14 protein-coding genes are annotated in these 16,524 nt (G+C 61.5%); 7 read left to right on the top strand and 7 right to left on the bottom strand.

Annotation, left to right across the window (positions count from 1 at the left end; all coding sequences use genetic code 11):
* Positions 1-116: 116 nt before the first annotated feature.
* Both EK369_RS09615 and EK369_RS09610 read right to left on the bottom strand, forming a co-directional pair.
* The gene (locus EK369_RS09615) at positions 117-1,067 is read right to left on the bottom strand and encodes an SEL1-like repeat protein (RefSeq protein WP_127113913.1); all 951 of its coding nucleotides are present in this window, start codon (positions 1,065-1,067) and stop codon (positions 117-119) included.
* 67 nt (positions 1,068-1,134) lie between these two features.
* Positions 1,135-2,808 carry a bifunctional protein tyrosine phosphatase family protein/NAD(P)/FAD-dependent oxidoreductase gene (locus EK369_RS09610; protein WP_127113911.1) on the bottom strand — a complete coding sequence of 558 codons (1,674 nt, stop codon included), beginning with the start codon at positions 2,806-2,808 and terminating at the stop codon, positions 1,135-1,137.
* Between the two features lie 167 nt (positions 2,809-2,975).
* On the opposite strand from EK369_RS09610, the gene mutL reads away from it, so the two are divergent.
* Complete coding sequence (gene mutL, locus EK369_RS09605; RefSeq protein ID WP_127113909.1) at positions 2,976-4,835, top strand: DNA mismatch repair endonuclease MutL; 1,860 nt, start codon at positions 2,976-2,978, stop codon at positions 4,833-4,835.
* A complete protein-coding gene (locus tag EK369_RS09600; protein WP_127113907.1) occupies positions 4,832-5,983 on the top strand; it encodes a DNA recombination protein RmuC in 1,152 nt (383 codons plus the stop codon). Before mutL ends, EK369_RS09600 begins: the two co-directional genes overlap by 4 nt.
* Here EK369_RS09600 and EK369_RS09595 read toward each other — a convergent pair.
* Entirely contained in the window at positions 5,980-6,906 is a 927-nt protein-coding gene (locus tag EK369_RS09595; protein WP_127113905.1) for a LysR family transcriptional regulator, read from the bottom strand. The two genes, EK369_RS09600 and EK369_RS09595, sit on opposite strands and share 4 nt — an antisense overlap.
* 109 nt (positions 6,907-7,015) lie before the next feature.
* Between EK369_RS09595 and EK369_RS09590 the strand changes: the two genes are divergently transcribed.
* Entirely contained in the window at positions 7,016-7,387 is a 372-nt protein-coding gene (locus tag EK369_RS09590) for a hypothetical protein (RefSeq protein ID WP_127113903.1), read from the top strand.
* Between the two features lie 95 nt (positions 7,388-7,482).
* Complete coding sequence (locus EK369_RS09585) at positions 7,483-7,809, top strand: DUF3775 domain-containing protein (protein ID WP_127113901.1); 327 nt, start codon at positions 7,483-7,485, stop codon at positions 7,807-7,809.
* Positions 7,810-7,842: 33 nt separating this feature from the next.
* Here the strand turns inward: EK369_RS09585 and EK369_RS09580 are convergent, their stop codons facing one another.
* On the bottom strand, positions 7,843-8,421 hold the full coding sequence (locus EK369_RS09580) for a TetR/AcrR family transcriptional regulator (protein ID WP_127113899.1): 579 nt from the start codon (positions 8,419-8,421) through the stop codon (positions 7,843-7,845).
* Between the two features lie 111 nt (positions 8,422-8,532).
* Between EK369_RS09580 and EK369_RS09575 the strand changes: the two genes are divergently transcribed.
* Positions 8,533-9,126 carry an NAD(P)H-dependent oxidoreductase gene (locus EK369_RS09575; protein ID WP_127113897.1) on the top strand — a complete coding sequence of 198 codons (594 nt, stop codon included), beginning with the start codon at positions 8,533-8,535 and terminating at the stop codon, positions 9,124-9,126.
* 63 nt (positions 9,127-9,189) lie between these two features.
* On the opposite strand, the gene EK369_RS09570 is transcribed toward EK369_RS09575, so the two are convergent.
* Both EK369_RS09570 and EK369_RS09565 read right to left on the bottom strand, forming a co-directional pair.
* On the bottom strand, positions 9,190-10,332 hold the full coding sequence (locus tag EK369_RS09570) for a saccharopine dehydrogenase family protein (protein WP_127113895.1): 1,143 nt from the start codon (positions 10,330-10,332) through the stop codon (positions 9,190-9,192).
* Positions 10,333-10,344: 12 nt separating this feature from the next.
* Positions 10,345-11,400, bottom strand: coding sequence for a saccharopine dehydrogenase (locus tag EK369_RS09565; protein WP_127113893.1), 1,056 nt, complete (start codon positions 11,398-11,400; stop codon positions 10,345-10,347).
* Positions 11,401-11,652: 252 nt separating this feature from the next.
* Between EK369_RS09565 and polA the strand changes: the two genes are divergently transcribed.
* A complete protein-coding gene (polA, locus tag EK369_RS09560) occupies positions 11,653-14,463 on the top strand; it encodes a DNA polymerase I (protein WP_127113891.1) in 2,811 nt (936 codons plus the stop codon).
* A 34-nt stretch (positions 14,464-14,497) separates the two neighbouring features.
* Here polA and EK369_RS09555 read toward each other — a convergent pair whose 3' ends face one another.
* Positions 14,498-15,253 carry a hydroxypyruvate isomerase family protein gene (locus EK369_RS09555; RefSeq protein WP_127113889.1) on the bottom strand — a complete coding sequence of 252 codons (756 nt, stop codon included), beginning with the start codon at positions 15,251-15,253 and terminating at the stop codon, positions 14,498-14,500.
* A gap of 216 nt (positions 15,254-15,469) precedes the next feature.
* On the opposite strand from EK369_RS09555, the gene EK369_RS09550 reads away from it, so the two are divergent.
* Positions 15,470-16,420: a DMT family transporter gene (locus EK369_RS09550; RefSeq protein ID WP_127113887.1), complete on the top strand. Its 951-nt coding sequence runs from the start codon at positions 15,470-15,472 to the stop codon at positions 16,418-16,420.
* Positions 16,421-16,524: the final 104 nt, after the last annotated feature.

The following is a 16,524-nucleotide window of genomic DNA, read 5'->3' as shown; positions in this document are numbered from 1 at the left end:
ATTCGGCATTACGTCGGTATTACGTCGGTATTGCGTCGGTGCAAAATCAGGTCCGCACCGTAATTAACCGGACGCACGCCGCATCACCCCATTCGAAAGCGCAATTGAAGCGCTGTTCACCACTTGCAAGACTCAGCTGGGCCGCTGACCTCGAAAAACGCAGTGTCAAAGGACAAGACCTGAGCCCGACCGGGACAAAACAGATCAAAACACAGTTTGCCCGGTTGCGGATTGCGCACCCAGTCGACCTCGAAGCAGCGTTCAGGTCCGCCGTCGACATATCCCGTGACAATCGCATGGACGCTCTTGGCGTCAAATCCCATGTCACGCGACAGGTTATTCAGCCGAACCTCGGCGGTCGCGCTCCACTCGAAACCATCCGATGATGTGTCACTGCTGTTTTCTTGGAGCATGCCGTCGATCGCTTCTTCTGCGACCTTGTCTGGGTCAATGCCCCACTCTTGCATCAAAGTGAGCAAATCCTTGGGTTCGTCCTCTGCTTTCGGCCTGAGCGCGGCAAGGCGGTCCTCGACCCGGTCGATGTGCATTTGCGGCGCGCCGGTGTCGCGAGCCAGCATCAACCAGTAATCGGCCTCGTCCAGATCCCGGGCCACGTACTTGCCGTCGATGTAGGCATTAGCGGCATGAATCGCGGCCATGCCATACCCGCCATTAACCGCGCGGGTGATAAAGGTCAGACCGCGCTCAACATTCTTTTCAGCGTGGTAGCCCTGAAGAAAGCGAAAGCCAGTCACCATCAGTGATGCCGGGAAATTGTACTCGGATGCGTGCAGGTAAATCTGCGAAACCTCTGGCCCTTCGCCAGTATGGAACGCACATTCAGGCCCCGAGATCATCCAAGCCCATGAATGCATGGCCGCCGGGTTCAGATCGTTGAAGGCCATGTCGTAAAGCCGATCTCTGGCAGCGGTTTCGCCGTTGTTACACGCGGCCCGGGCCAGTTCCCGCGGTTCTTTTGAAACCTCTTGCCAGAATTTGGAAATCTCGGCGTTTGCTGCATTGGCCATTGTTGCAAGGATGGCCACCACCCACGAAAGCTTTTTCATGCTGTCCCCCCAAAACTGGAGGCCAGCTTAGCATGAACTGCCTGTTCGGCAACAAAACGAGAAACGCCTAGCGGGCTGACACCTTTTCGGGCTTGGCCAGCCATTCCTTGCCGCGCAGCATCGCTTTCCAATAAATCGGCGGCAGGATCTGTTCCTTGAGCACCCAGGCGCGGCGGGTGGCCTTGGTGCCATCGACCAGCCACGTAGGGAAGGTCGGCAGCAGCGTGCCGCCATAGCCAAATTCCGCCAGCACGATCTTGCCGCGTTCCACGGTCAGCGGGCACGAGCCGTAGCCGTTGTAGATCGCCGTGGGCGATTTGCCGTCGATGTCGTCGATCAGGTTCTCGGCCACCACCGGGGCCTGCGCGCGGGCGGCGGCGGCGGTCTTGGCGTTGGGGGCGTTCATCACGTCGCCAAGCGACCAGATATTGTCGAACTCTTTGTGGCGCAGGGTGGACTGGTCCACGTCGATCCAACCCGCCGCATCGGCCAAGGGAGACACGCGGATAAAGTCCGGCGCGATCTGCGGTGGGCAGACGTGCATCATGTCGAACTCGGTGGTGACGGTTTCCGGTTCCGCGTCGGGTTTGGTGACCTCGAAGGTGGCGGTTTTTGCGGCACCATCCACGGCAATCAGGTTGTGGTGAAAGTTGAGGTCGGCGTCGTAGCGCTCGACGTATTCCATCAGGGCGGGGACGTAATCCTTGATCCCGAACAACACGCCGGTGGCGTTCATGAACTGGATGTCGATGTCTTTCAGAACGCCCGCCTTTTCCCAGTTGCTGGCCGACAGGTACAGCGCCTTTTGCGGGGCACCGGCGCATTTGATCGGCATTGGCGGCTGGGTGAACAGGGCGCGGCCCGACTTCATGCCTTTGACCAGTTCCCAGGTATAGGGCGCGAGGTCATAGCGGTAGTTCGAGGTGACGCCGTTCTTGCCCAGCGTTTCGACCAGACCTTCAACCCCGTTCCAGTTCAGTTTCAGCCCCGGACAGACGATCAGGCGGTTGTATTTCACCACCCGGCAGCCATCGAGGATCACCGCGTTGTCTTTGGGTTCAAAGGCGGCAACCGCCGATTTCAGCCAATGCACCCCCTTGGGGATCAGCGAGCCCATGGTCTTGGCCGTGGTTTCGGCGTCGAAAATGCCCCCGCCAACCATGGTCCAGCCCGGTTGGTAGTAATGCGTGCCCGCAGGGTCGATCACGGCGATGTCCAATCCGGGGCGACGGGATTTCAGCGACGAAGCCACGGCGATCCCAGCGGCGCCTCCGCCCACGATCACGATGTCGAACGCGGCATCGGCGCTGTCGGTCGGCGTCTTGCCTCCGTTGACGATGCGGCGCACCACACCGGCCATGTCGTACCCGGCATTCTGCGTGGCTTCGAGGATCTGCGCGGTGTCCATGGATTTCGCCTGCGCCAGCGACCAGAGCGTCGCGCAGCGGGTGCCGGTGCGGCAATAGGCAAAGACCGGACCCGGCAGTTCCATCAGCGATTTGCCAAAGGCGGCGGCGTCTGCGTCTGTCACCTTGCCCGAGATCACAGGCATGTACAGACAGGTCAGCCCTGCCTTTTCAGCGGCGTCCTCGACCTCGTCAAAGGTGGGCTGGTCCGGACCTTCGCCATCGGGGCGGTTGCAGAGGATCGAGCGAAAGCCTGCCTTGGCGATCTCGGCCACATCATCGGGCGTGATCTGGGGCGAGACGGAAATCTGGTCAGAAATCTTACGGGCGTCCATGGGGCAATCCTTATCCGGGCAGGCCAAGCATATTTGGCGCGGATACTACCGCATAGAAACGCGCGGCGCCCGTGACTTAGGGACACAGTTTGCGGGGGGGTGAAAAGGCGATGTTAACCACGAAAGCCGGTGGCAGAATCAAAGGTGAACGTGCTAGGTTTTGCGGTATGCCCATGCCTGACCCCAAGATAAGCGATAATCGGCCTGTTATCCGACAGTTAGACGATGCTGCCATCAACCGCATTGCTGCCGGTGAGGTGGTCGAACGCCCGGCGTCTGCCGTGAAAGAGCTGGTGGAAAACGCGCTGGACGCGGGCGCGCGGCGGATCGAGGTGGCCTATGCCGATGGCGGCAAGACGCTGATCCGCGTGACGGATGATGGCTGCGGGATTGCGGGGGCGGACCTGCCGCTGGCCCTGTCACGCCATGCCACGTCAAAGATCGACGGCAGTGATCTTTTGGACATTCACACCTTTGGTTTTCGGGGCGAGGCCCTGCCCTCGTTGGGGGCTGTTGGGCGGCTGACCATCACCAGCCGGGTTACGGGGGCAGATGCGGCCTCGATCACCGTTGAGGGCGGCACCATGGGGCCGGTCAAGCCGGCGGCTCTGTCTGACGGCACCATCGTCGAGTTGCGCGATCTGTTCTATGCCACCCCTGCCCGGCTCAAGTTCATGCGCAGCGATCGGGCCGAGGCACAGGCGATCACCGATGTGGTGAAGCGGCTGGCCATGGCCGAGCCTTTTGTGCGGTTTGTGCTGCGCGATGTGACCGGTGGCGGCGAGGGGCGTGTGACCTTTCAGGCCGATGCCGAAAGTGGCGACCTGTTTGACGCGCTGCACGGGCGATTGGCCCGCATTCTGGGGGCGGAATTTGCCGAGAACGCTTTGCGGATTGATGCGCCGCGCGAGGGGTTGCACCTCACCGGGTATGCGGCGCTGCCGACCTATTCGCGTGGCTCGTCCACGGCGCAGTACCTGTTCGTGAATGGCCGCCCTGTCAAAGACAAGATGCTGCTGGGCGCGTTGCGGGCGGCCTATTTCGATTTCCTCAGCCGCGACCGCCACCCGGCGGCGGCGCTGTTCATCGAGTGTGATCCACATCTGGTGGACGTGAACGTGCATCCCGCGAAATCCGAGGTGCGGTTCCGCGATCCCGGACTGGCGCGCGGGTTGATCGTGAGCAGCCTGCGTCACGCCCTGGCCGAAGCGGGGCATCGTGCCTCGACCACGGTCGCGGGGGCCACATTGGGGGCGTTCCGGCCCGAACCCACCGGCCCGGCGCGGGTCTATCAGATGGACCGCCCATCGCTCGGCGCGCGCACGGCGGCCTATGCGGCGCAAGCGCCCGAAAGCGGGTTTGCCGAGCTGTCAGGTGCCTTTTCCGCGCGGGTTGAGCCTGTGGTCGAAGAGGCCCCGCACGGGGCCGAAGAGACATCTGCCGAACGTCTGCCTCTTGGCGCGGCACGGGCGCAGGTGCATGAGAACTACATCGTTGCGCAGACCCGCGACGGCATGGTGATTGTCGACCAGCACGCCGCGCACGAGCGGCTGGTGTATGAAAAACTGAAACACCAGATGGCCGAGACCGGCGTCGCCGCGCAGGCCCTGCTGATCCCCGAGATCGTCGACCTGAGTGACGGCGATTGCGCGCGGCTTTTGGCGGTGGCCGAAGACCTTTCCAGGTTCGGCCTGACCATTGAACCCTTTGGCGGTGGCGCCGTGGCGGTGCGCGAAACCCCTGCGATCCTTGGCGAAGTCAACGCCCGCACCATGATCCTCGACATTCTGGACGAGCTGGACGATCAGGGCGAAAGCAATCTGGTGCAAGCCCGCATTGAGGCGATCCTGAGCCGGGTGGCCTGTCACGGATCGATCCGTTCGGGCCGCCGCATGCGGGCGGATGAGATGAACGCCCTCTTGCGCGAGATGGAGGCAACGCCGCATTCGGGGCAATGCAACCACGGGCGGCCCACTTACGTGGAACTGAAGCTCGCCGATATTGAAAAGCTGTTTGGACGGTCATGATCACCATTGGAGAATACGTTGTGGGGCCGGTAGAGCTGGTCGCCTTGGGAATCGCCGCCATCGTGATCGTGCTGTTGATCCTCTCGGTGCGTGCGGCGGGGCGGTCGGCGCGGCTGGCGGAACCTTTGGCGCAGCAGATGGGCTCTGTCGCGGCGCGGGTGCAGATGCTGTCGGACGGGCAACAACAGCTGGCCGGAGGTCTGACCCATGTGTCCGAAGCACAAGCCGCCGCGCAATCCTCGATGTTGCAGCTGATGGAAAAGCGGCTGGCGCAGGTCAGTGAAAAGATGAACGAGAACCTGCAAGGTTCGTCCCGGCGCACGGCGCATAGCTTGGGTGAATTGCAGGAACGGCTGAAAACCATCGACAAGGCGCAGGAGAACATCACCAAGCTGTCGGGTGATGTGTTGTCGTTACAGGACATCCTGTCGAACAAGCAGACGCGCGGGGCGTTTGGTGAAATCCAGCTGAACGACATCGTGGGCAAGGCCCTGCCCAAGGACAGTTACGCACTGCAACATACGCTGTCGAATGGTAAGCGCGCTGATTGCCTGATCCACTTGCCGAACCCTCCGGGCCCGATTGTCATCGACTCCAAGTTTCCGCTGGAAGCCTATGAGGCGCTGCTCAATGCCAAGACGCAAAGCCAGTTGAACGAGGCCGCGCGCATGCTGCGCACCTCGGTCAAGGCGCATATCAAGGCGATTTCGGAGAAGTACATCCTCGACGGCGAAACCGCCGATGGCGCGTTGATGTTCCTGCCGTCCGAAGCGGTCTATGCCGAGTTGCACGCCAACTTCCCCGAGCTGGTGCGCGAAGGGTTCGCGGCGCGGGTCTGGATCGTGTCGCCCACCACCTGCATGGCGACGCTCAACACCATGCGCGCGATCCTGAAAGACGCACGGATGCGGGAACAGGCCGGGGCCATCCGGCGCGAGCTGGGGTTGCTTTATGCCGACGTGGAACGGCTGGGCACGCGGGTCGAGAACCTCGACCGGCACTTTGGCCAGGCCGCCAAGGACATCTCGGATATCAAGATCAGCGCGGACAAAGCCGGGCGTCGGGCACGGCGGCTGGACAATTTCGACTTTGAAGAGCTGGCCCCGGAAGACGACAAGGTCGTGCCCCTGGCCAAGCCCGACAGTTAAAACCCTGCCAGCGTGTCACGAACCTGTTGCCGCAACCAGCGGTGCGCAGGGTTTGTGGTGCTGCGCTCGTGCCAGACCATGCACAGCTCAGGCTCGGGCAAGGCAAGAGGCGGCTGGAACTGATCGAGACCCTGCGCGTGGGCAATATGATCGACATACTGATGCGGCAACAGCGCGATCAGATCACTGTGAGCCACTGCATTTGCCACGCCAGAAAACACCGGCAGGGTCATGACAACACGGCGGCTGCGCCCGATCTCGGCCAGCGCCGCATCGGTCGGTCCGGCCCCCTTGCCTTCGGGTGAAAACAGCACATGGCTCAGACGGCACATCAGGTCCAGGGGCATCACCGAGCCGGGCGCAATGCCAGCCGACGAGAGGGCCGGGTGCCCCTGCCGCGCCACGACGACAAACCGCGAGCGGAACAACGCCTGATGCGCAATCCATGACGGAAACGGCATGCGCGGGATCAGGGCCAGGTCGATTGTCGCATCCTCGAGAATGCTGACATAGCTGTCCGGGTGAAGATCGACTTGTTGAATACACATCCGGGGTGCGGTGCGCGCAAAAAGCTTGCCCAGGCGGGGCATCAGAAGCGTGGCGAAAAAGTCTGAACCAGACACTTTGAATGTGGTCCCGGCCTCGTGCGGATCAAACACCTCGGGACCGGCCAGCACATCCTGAAGGTCCGCCAGAATCCGGGCAAGCGGGCGTTCGAGGGACTGGGCAAAATCCGTCGGTACCAACCTTTGTCCCTCGCGGACAAACAAGGGATCGCCAAGCGCGTGGCGCAAACGCCCAAGCGCGGCAGAGACCGCCGATTGCGACAGGCCAATGCGTTCCCCGGCGCGCGTTGTGGAATGCTCGGCCAGAAGGGCGTTGAGCACCCGCAGCAGGTTGAGGTCGAAGGACAATAAATTCATGCCATCAATTCATACCATAAAATCTATTCGTTTTGTATATGCCCCCTCTGGCGGCACCCTTTCGTCACAGCCGGAGCGAACACCGGCGGTCACAGGGACGGAGGAAACAATGCAAGGGATTGCAAAAGCGTTTTTTGGGCTGGCACTGCTGTCGGCCATCATCGGCATGGGCTGGGGCATCCAGATGTCGGCAAGCGGGGATCACCTCTTGTCGCCGGCACATGCACATTTGAACCTGATCGGCTATGTGGGCTTTGCGATTTTCGGGATTTACTATCATCTGGTTCCGGCGGCTGCGGAGTCATTTTTGGCCAAGATCCATCTTGGGATCGCCGTTGTTGGCGTGGTTGTGATGGTGCCGGGAATCGTCATGGCCATCCGCGAAACCAGCGAGACTCTGGCCAAGCTGGGGTCAATCGCCGCCATCAGTTCGATGCTGCTGTTTGCGTGGATATTCCTGTCGACGGGGCGCAAAGCTTAACCCAAGAACCCGCCAGCCGTGTTGCGCGAGATCAAGGACGCAGGGCATACTAATCTGTGAAATAAAACCGCACAGGACATAGTGGAGACCCTGACATGCTTGAAATTACGCCGTGGAAAGTTGCACAGGTCGTGCTGATGGCGCGCGAGCTGGACCGCGCCGAAGGTGAGCTGCGCGGCTTTATCGAACGCCTGAACGAAGACGAACAGGCCAGTCTGGTTGCCGTGATGTGGATCGGTCGGGAGAGCTTTGCCGGTGAGGAACTGGCAGAGGCGATCGCCACCGCCAAGCGCGAAGCCACCGCACCAACTGCAGACTACCTGCTGGGGTCGCCGCATCTGTCCGACCACCTTGAGAACGGCATGGACGAACTGGGCATTTCATTGTCCGACGAAGAGGATGAACTGGTTCGGCGCGGGTAACCGCTCTGAACACGATCCCCTCAAACGCGGGGCCTATCCTTTTGGCGTGAGCCAGGCATTCAGATAGAGGGTCAGCCGGGCGCGCAGGTCGACCTCGGCGTGCAACGCGCAAAACACCAATGACATCGCCTGCACAGTAAAGGCCTGCACGCCTTCGGCCAGCAACATGCCGTCAATATCCTTGCGAAACGGGCCCTTGGCCAGCCAGGGCGCGACCACCTCGACATGGCGCCCAAAGGTGTTGGCGATCGGCCCGATCTCGGAAATGGCCGCGGCGCCAGAGTGGCGCAGGATGACGTCGAACACGTAGCGCTCGCAGGTCATGAAGCGCATCAGGGGCATAAAGGCCTCGACGATTTCTGCCACCGACTGCGGTGTCGCCAGCGCCTCGATTTGATCGAGATGCGCATCAATGCCCGCGCCGATCAGCTGGTCCATCAGGGCGTCCTTGTCGCGGAAATGGGCAAAGAACGTCCCCTTGGCCACGCCTGCACGCAGCACCACCTGCTCGACGCGCAACCCCTCGTAGCCGACGTCTGCGATCACCTCTTGCGCCGCCGCCACAAGGCGGGCGCGGGTTTGCAATGTGCGTTGTTGTACTGCCTTGGCCATGGGGCCTTGTGCCACGAAATCTGACCGCGGTCAAATTTATTATTGACCGCGGTCATTTTTTACATCATTAAAACTGACCATGGTCAATTTATGAGAATCATGGAGAGAGTTATGACTGGGAAACGCATTTTTGTTTTGAACGGACACCCGGCAGCAGAGTCGCTGACCGGGAGCATGGCCGAAGCCTATGCCGAGGCCGCACAAGGCGCGGGGCACGAGGTCCGGCTGGTGCATTTGCATGATCTGGACTTTGATCCGGACTATGGGTTTGGCGGCTATGAGAACAAGAAACCGCTGGAACCGGCGCTGGAAAAGGTGATGGCGGACATCGCCTGGTCCGAACACGTGGTGATCGCGACACCTGTGTGGTGGGGCGGCCTGCCTGCGAAGCTCAAGGGATTGTTTGATCGCGCTTTCCTGCCGGGGGTGGCGTTTGACACCCGCAACACCACGCGTCTGGGGTTGCCAGCACCCCTGCTTGGGGGGCGCACGGGGCGGGTTCTGATGCTGTCAGACACACCGGGCTGGTTCTTTCGGCTGATGTACCGAAATGCGATGATGGTACAGATCAGTGGTCAGATTCTGGGGTTTGTCGGGATAAAACCCTTGCGGATCACGCAGTTCAGCGGTGCAAGCCATCCAAAGGCCGGTGCAGTGCAGAAATGGCTGCGCTCGGTCGCACGCATTGGGGCGGCCGCGGCGTAACTGGCGGCCAGACCGACTTCGGCAGCGTTGGTAGGTCGGACAATATTGTCCGACCTACGAGGGTCAGGCGAGGTGATCGACCACCTGCAAATGCTGCGCCAGCTTGTCGATTTCAGCCAGCCACGGGGTGAACAGGGCAGGATCGCTGGGGGCGGCATGCACTCCGGTGGCAATCTGGCGGTTCAGCACGGCTTCGACCGCCAGTGACACCGGGATCGACACCAGGCGCGCCATGGCGGTGCCGCGGTCATCCCCCCAGGCGTCCATGGCATAGGTCTTGTGCCAGACCTCTTGCCCGTCCTTCTCGGCCTTGAGACCAACGCAGAGGATCACCCGGTCGGGCTCGCCTTCGTCATAGGCGTTCTCGGCCCAGAACTGGTCGGACATATCCTTGAGCCGCGCATCGCCCTCGGGGCCTGACAGGGTTTCGATTTCCCTGAACACATCACCCCAGGCCTCGGCCCAGCCATTCAGGCGCAGGGTGCCGCGCACGAATTCCTTGACGGTCCAGTCGGGGTCAAAGCGGTAGTCTTCCATGAAGGGGATCGAATCCCGGTTGGGATAGACTTCGAAGCTTTCCGGCGTGGGCAACGGGGCGACATAGCTGGAAATCGCGTCCCAGGGCCGGGCCACATCCAGCGGCGCGTGATCGCGGATCGAGCGCGAGGGGGATCGCAACGCTTTCAGAACACCCAGCGGCGACCAGCTGAACTTGTACCGGAAAGGGTTGGCGTGTTTCGGTACGCCGCCGCAGTAGCTTTTGAACGAGATCGTATTGGCCACGTCATAGGCGGCGGACGCCTTGTAGTCGGCAATCAGCGCATGGGCCATCAGGTGGTCGATACCGGGGTCGAGACCAACTTCGTTCACGCAGGCGACACCGGCCTTGCGGGCGGCGGCGTCCAGCGCCTTCATCTCGGGCGCGATGTAGGAGGACGAGACAAAGTTGGCGCCCTTGGCGATGCAGAGTTCGGCGAGCGGCACGTGCCAGTCACCGGGCAGCATTGAGACCACCACGTCGTCCTTGGCCAGAACCGCGCCCAGCGCGTCGATGTCAAAGGCACGGATGTCCTTGGCAATGTCGCCCACGGCCTCTTCTGCCTTGGCAATCGTGCGGTTCCATACGGTGACGTCTTGTCCCGTGTCGATCAGGCGACGCAGGCCGGGAATGGCGGAAAGGCCGGTGCCACACCAGTGGATTGTCATATTGCGTCCTCCTTACAAGTCTTTGGAATGGGTGATAAAATCGGCTTCGGCCCGGGTCCATACCCCGTCCGAAAGGTCATCAAGTGTCAACAGTGTTGCCAGAAGTTGCTCGGCGTAATCCTGCGAGGATTCGGCGGGCAGCATCGAGGGCAGGTTGTCGATCGCCATCACGTCGAGCACCGGCGCGTCATGCACGCGCAACGCAGGGGCGTCCCAGGTGGTGGCCTTGTCGTAGACCGGCACCGGGTTGTAATCGCTGTCGGGATCGCAGGCGACGTCACCGATGGCGGTGAGGGCACGGGGCGCGGTCTTGGCGGAGTGCGGCACGAACACCGGGGTGCCGGGGCGGGCGAAGATGCAGTTCATGAAGATGTTGTGGGACAGGATTTCGGGGAAAGGACCACCGCTTTGAGTTTCGGCCAGATCCCATTTTGTTACTGCGATTCCAAGCGTTTGCAGGAGATCAGAGGCCCCCGTCCCGACGCGGCCCAGGGCGCCGATCACGATGGCGTTTGGCAGGTCCACGGTGAGCTTGTCGAGGTCGAGACCAAGGTCATCCAGAAGCGCATCTTTGTCAGGGTAGACGCCGACAGGTCCGCAGATTTGACCGCGCTGCTGGGCCACCCAGGATTTCAGTGTCACGGCGGCACCCGCATAGCCCGCCCAGTAGCCGAATGCGGCGACGCGGCGGCTGGTGTCGTCGACCAGATATTCAAGATCATAGAGCGTGCCACCGCCCCCCTTGAAGCGTTTTAACAGAGCGATTCCAGAGTGTTGCCCCTTGTAGGCATGGCCGAACATGATGTGTTTGTGGGGCAGCGGCGTGCCGTCTTCGGGCAGTTCCTTGAGGCCAAAGATGATGGCATCCAGCGGGGCCTCGGGCCATGAATTCTCTGGCGCGATCTCGCAGCCTGCGGCCCGGTAGCCGTCAATCGGAATGGCGCGGACCGAGCTGTCCTCAACCGTCACGCGAATGCCCTTGTCGATCAGGGCCCTGGCCCCTTCGGGGGTGATCCCGACGCGTTCTTCGTTGGGCCGTTGTTCGGCGCGTACCCAGAGGTGAGTCATGGCTTTCCCTTCGTTGACCGCCGCATGGTAAAGCACTGCGCTGATGGCTTGGCAAGGGGGGCGCTGCCCCCCTGTGACCCCCCGGGATATTTTTGGCCAAAAGAAGCCTGAGGGAGGGAAATGACCATGTTGTACAACTTTTTTGGGGGGGACTCTCCATGTTGTACAACATGGAGAAGGGCGGATTTCTGGCTGGCACCGGGGGTCGGGGCGTGGCAAGAAGTAGGGGAACAAAACGGGGAGACGCGCGACATGGAAACCGGGTTTGGCAAGGGCTGCCATTTGCATCTGATCGACGGGTCGGCGTTCATTTTCCGCGCCTATCACGCGCTGCCTCCGTTAACGCGCAAATCTGATGGCTTGCCGATTGGCGCGGTGGCGGGGTTTTGCAACATGTTGCAGCGCTATGTCGAGGGCAACACCGGCCCGGATGCGCCAACCCATGTGGCGGTGATCTTTGATTACTCGGGCAAGTCGTTCCGCAACGAGATTTACGATCTCTACAAGGCCAACCGCCCCCCTGCCCCCGAGGACCTGGTGCCGCAGTTCCCGCTGACGCGCGAGGCGACCAAGGCCTTTAACATCGCCTGCAAAGAGATCGAGGGATTTGAAGCGGACGACATTATCGCCACGCTGGCCTGTCAGGCGCGCGATGCGGGTGGGCGGTGTACCATCATTTCATCCGACAAGGACCTGATGCAGCTGGTCGGTGACGGGGTCGAGATGCTGGATGCGATGAAGAACAAGCGCATCGACCGTGACGGGGTGCATGAGAAGTTTGGTGTCGGGCCGGAACGTGTGGTGGATGTGCAGGCGCTGGCCGGTGATAGCGTGGACAATGTGCCGGGCGCGCCGGGGATCGGGATCAAGACAGCCGCGTTGTTGATCAACGAATTTGGCGATCTGGAGAGCCTGTTGGATCGGGCCGAAGAAATCAAGCAGCCCAAGCGACGCCAGACATTGATCGAGCAGCGCGCGCAGATCGAGATGTCCAAGCGTTTGGTGCAGCTGGATTGCGAGATGCAGCTGGATTTCACGCTGGATGATCTTGAGGTGCAGGACCCGGTGTCGGAAGAGCTGATGCATTTCCTGTCCGAGATGGAGTTCCGCACGCTGGCGAAACGCATTGCCGATCAGCTGGGCGTTGAAGCGCCGGTGATCTCGGATGCGCCTGCAAAGACGGCTGAAGCCGGGGCAGCGGACTCGCCCGAGGACCTGCCGTTTGATGCCGGGGCTTATGAGTGGGTCAAGGACCGCGCGCGGCTGGAGGACTGGGCCGCCAAGGCGGTGGCGCGGGGCTATGTGGCGGTGGATACCGAAACCACGGGGCTGGACGAGATGGTCGTGGACCTTGTGGGTGTCTGCCTGTCGGTGGAACCGGGCGAGGCCTGTTACATCCCGGTGGCGCACAAAAAGGGCGCGAGCGACGATCTGTTTGGCAGTGACGAGCTGGCCGAGGGGCAGTTGAGCGTCGACGAGGTGCTGGAGGTGTTAAAGCCGGTGCTGGAAGACCCTGCGGTCATGAAGGTGTTTCAGAACGCCAAGTATGACTGCAAGATTTTCAAGCGCTACGGGGTCAGTGTCGCGCCGATTGATGACACCATGCTGATGTCCTATGCGCTGCAGGCCGGGTTGAACCGCCATGGTATGGACGCGCTGTCGGAGCTGTATCTCAGTCACCAGCCGATCCCGATCAAGACGCTGTTGGGCAGTGGCAAATCGGCCATCACCTTTGACCGGGTGCCGATCGAGGACGCGGTGAAATATGCCGCCGAGGATGCGGATATCACGTTGCGCCTGTGGCAGAAGTTCAAACCGCAGCTGCATCAGGAACAGGTGACGACGGTTTACGAGACATTGGAACGCCCGCTGTCGCCGGTACTGGCCGAGATGGAGATGCATGGCATCAAGGTGGACCGGGACACGCTGAGCCGGATGTCCAATGCCTTTGCCCAGAAGATGGCGGGATACGAGGCCGAGCTTTATGAATTGGCAGGGCATGAGTTCAACGTGCAATCCCCGGCGCAGGTGGGCGCGATCCTGTTTGAAGAGATGGGGTTGGAGGGTGGCAAGAAGACCAAGACCGGGCAGTGGTCAACGCCGGCGGATGTGCTGGAAGACCTTGCCGCGACACATGATTTTGCCGCGCGGGTGCTGGATTATCGCCAGCTGCAAAAGCTGAAAAGCACGTATACGGATGCCTTGCAGGACCATATCAACCCGGACACGGGCCGGGTGCACACCAGCTACGTGCAGACCGGGGCGAACACCGGGCGGCTGGCGTCCACGGACCCGAACCTGCAGAACATTCCGGTACGCAGCGAGGAAGGGCGGCGCATTCGCGAGGCCTTTGTCAGCGAGCCGGGCAAGACGCTGATTTCGCTGGACTATAGCCAGGTTGAGTTGCGCATTCTGGCGCATATTGCCGGGATCGACGCGCTGAAACAGGCCTTCCGCGAGGGGCAGGACATTCACGCCATGACCGCGTCCGAGATGTTCGATGTGCCAATGGATGAGATGACGCCCGAGGTGCGCAGCCGCGCCAAGGCGATCAACTTTGGTGTGATCTATGGCATTTCCGGCTTTGGTCTGGCGCGCAACCTGCGCATTCCACGCGGCGAGGCGCAGGACTTTATCAACCGTTATTTCGAACGGTTCCCGGGCATCCGCACCTATATGGATGAGACCAAGGCGTTCGCGAAAGAGAACCTGTATGTGCAGACGCTGTTCGGGCGGAAAATCCACATGCCGCAGATCAACGCCAAGGGGCCGCATGCCGGGTTTGCCGCGCGTGCGGCGATCAATGCGCCCATTCAGGGTACGGCGGCGGACATCATCCGGCGCGCGATGATCCGGATGCCGGAGGCAATTACCCATCTGCCTGCCAAGATGCTGTTGCAGGTGCATGACGAACTGATCTTTGAGGTCGAGGATTCAGCGGTCGAGGAAACCATCGAGGTGGCGCGTGACATCATGCAGGGCGCGGCAGAACCGGCGGTAAAGCTGGACGTGCCGTTGATTGTCGATGCCGGGCGCGGGCAAAATTGGGCCGAGGCGCACTAGGAGGACCCCAGAACGCCCCGGCCCGCAAGGGACGTCAGCCGAGAGTAAGCCAACGCAACCCCTTGGAGGTTTCGCCTGCAGGGTTGTATTCGCCACTGACATAGCCGCTATAACGGCCGGCCTTGAGCTGCGCGAAGAACTGGCGATAGTCGATATCGCCGGTCTGAGGTTCACGCCGCCCGGGCGCGCCTGCAATCTGGATATGTCCGGCCCGGTGACCATGCGCCTGCCACAGGGCCATCATGTCGCCCGAGATCATATGGGCGTGATAGGCATCGAACTGGAGCGCGAGATTGGGGGCCGAGACTTCGTCAAGGATGCCTGCCGCCAGGTCAAAGTCGCTCAGGAAATAGCCGGGCATGTCGGTGGTGTTGAGCGGTTCGATGGTAACCTTCTGGGTCGGCGCGTGATCCGTCGCCCAGCACAGGTTCTCGACCATGGTGGCGCGTGCCGCGTCGCCCTCAGCGATGCCGGACATGATGTGGATGATCCCGGCCCCCAGCACATCGGCATAGCGCAGCGCGCGTTTGAAATCGTGGCGAAAGCGATCCTGCCCGCCGGGGATGGCCGCAAAACCGCGGTCGCCGCCGGTCCAGTTGGGGGGCGGAGTGTTGATCAGCACCAGCGGCAGATCGGCCCCTTGCAGTGCGGCGCGGATCTCGCGGGCCGAGATGTCGTAGGGGAACAGAATCTCCACCGCATCGAAGCCTGCCTTCTTGGCGGCAGGTATCCGATCCAGAAACGGCAGCTCGGTAAAGAGCATGCTGATATTGGCAGCAAACTTGGGCATGTCATAACACCTTTCGCGCCCCTGTATGCCTGACGTGATTTGGCGTCAAGCTGATTCTGACGTTGGTTGGCGTCTATTTTCCACAAAAATCCGGCCTCAGTCTGAATACGACATCCTGTCGAAAACGGAACAGATCAAACACCGTCCGCACGCCAATCTCGCGGGCAATCGGGACTATTTTGCGCCCGTTTCTGATTCGTTTTGAAAGGTGTGGGAATGTCTGTGACAGGCCCCGACGCCGCTGGTTTTGACGCCCGCGCGCGCACTCGTCAGGTTGTGTCTGGCAATGCCCTGGGCATGGCCTCGATGCTGGCATGGGCCTGCGGATTTCCTGCGGCCGAATTCCTGTTGGCAAGCTGGCCACCGCTGGCGCTGATCGCGGCGCGGTTTGCTTTTGCGGTTGCCTTGCTGATGATCATCTGGGTGATGCGCGACGGCGTTCAGGCGCTGATGACCGTGCGTTGGGGACGGGGCACGCTGATCGGGGGGCTGACCTTTGGGCTTGGGGCCTATCTGTTGCTGCTGGCGCAGAGCCTGACTGATGCGGTGACCGTGGCCATCATTGCCTCGGCCTGCCCCGTCGCGGCAGCCATTGTCGAGGTCGCACATGGCACGCGGCGCATGACCTGGGCTTTCCTGATCGGGCTTGGGGCCTCGGTGGTTGGCGGCATCGTTGCAATTGGCGGCGGCACGGTCGGCAGCCTGGGTCTTGGGGCGCTGGCGGCGATTTTCTCGTGTTTCCTGTTTGTCTACGGCAGCCTTTATACGGTGCGCGACTATAGCCATCTGTCCGAGGTTGGCCGGTCGACCGTCACGCTGGTTGGCGGGCTGGTGTTCACGGCGGGCGCCCTGTTGATCTCTCACATGATGGGGCTGGACGTGCTGCCGACGCGGGTGATCGACGCCGAGCAGATCGGTCTTTTGGCGATTTACGCCATTGCCGGTATGGCGCTGAGCCAGGTGATGTGGATCGCCAGCGTGGGGCGGTTGGGCGTGGCAGTGGCGTCGTTCCATATCAACGTCGCGCCGTTCTACGTGATGCTGATCATGTTCGCGCTGGGGGATGGCTGGAGCTGGTCCAAGGCGCTGGGCGCAGGGATCGTGATTGCCGGTGTTGTGGTGGCGCAGAAGCCGCCGCGTCGGCGCAGGGCACACGCGCACCTATAGGACAAAGGGTTTCGAAACCCTTTGGAGCAAGCAAATTCGAATTTGCTTGGGAAAGCGCCTTGGAAGGCGCTTGTGCAAGCCGCTTCGAAGCGGCTTTGCCGTCG

Origin of the sequence: Shimia sediminis, assembly GCF_003990645.1 — a bacterium.
Lineage (GTDB): Bacteria > Pseudomonadota > Alphaproteobacteria > Rhodobacterales > Rhodobacteraceae > Shimia > Shimia sediminis.
The sequence above is the reverse complement of the archived record's forward strand: the minus strand, read 5'-3'. Positions and strand labels throughout refer to the sequence as shown.

Excerpts from the sequence above, each read along its gene's own strand:
- EK369_RS09615 (WP_127113913.1), bottom strand. The coding sequence starts at position 1,067 with ATGAAAAAGCTTTCGTGGGTGGTGGCCATCCTTGCAACAATGGCCAAT.
- EK369_RS09610 (WP_127113911.1), bottom strand. The coding sequence starts at position 2,808 with ATGGACGCCCGTAAGATTTCTGACCAGATTTCCGTCTCGCCCCAGATC.
- mutL (WP_127113909.1), top strand. The coding sequence starts at position 2,976 with ATGCCCATGCCTGACCCCAAGATAAGCGATAATCGGCCTGTTATCCGA.
- EK369_RS09600 (WP_127113907.1), top strand. The coding sequence starts at position 4,832 with ATGATCACCATTGGAGAATACGTTGTGGGGCCGGTAGAGCTGGTCGCC.
- EK369_RS09595 (WP_127113905.1), bottom strand. The coding sequence starts at position 6,906 with ATGAATTTATTGTCCTTCGACCTCAACCTGCTGCGGGTGCTCAACGCC.
- EK369_RS09590 (WP_127113903.1), top strand. The coding sequence starts at position 7,016 with ATGCAAGGGATTGCAAAAGCGTTTTTTGGGCTGGCACTGCTGTCGGCC.
- EK369_RS09585 (WP_127113901.1), top strand. The coding sequence starts at position 7,483 with ATGCTTGAAATTACGCCGTGGAAAGTTGCACAGGTCGTGCTGATGGCG.
- EK369_RS09580 (WP_127113899.1), bottom strand. The coding sequence starts at position 8,421 with ATGGCCAAGGCAGTACAACAACGCACATTGCAAACCCGCGCCCGCCTT.
- EK369_RS09575 (WP_127113897.1), top strand. The coding sequence starts at position 8,533 with ATGACTGGGAAACGCATTTTTGTTTTGAACGGACACCCGGCAGCAGAG.
- EK369_RS09570 (WP_127113895.1), bottom strand. The coding sequence starts at position 10,332 with ATGACAATCCACTGGTGTGGCACCGGCCTTTCCGCCATTCCCGGCCTG.
- EK369_RS09565 (WP_127113893.1), bottom strand. The coding sequence starts at position 11,400 with ATGACTCACCTCTGGGTACGCGCCGAACAACGGCCCAACGAAGAACGC.
- polA (WP_127113891.1), top strand. The coding sequence starts at position 11,653 with ATGGAAACCGGGTTTGGCAAGGGCTGCCATTTGCATCTGATCGACGGG.
- EK369_RS09555 (WP_127113889.1), bottom strand. The coding sequence starts at position 15,253 with ATGCCCAAGTTTGCTGCCAATATCAGCATGCTCTTTACCGAGCTGCCG.
- EK369_RS09550 (WP_127113887.1), top strand. The coding sequence starts at position 15,470 with ATGTCTGTGACAGGCCCCGACGCCGCTGGTTTTGACGCCCGCGCGCGC.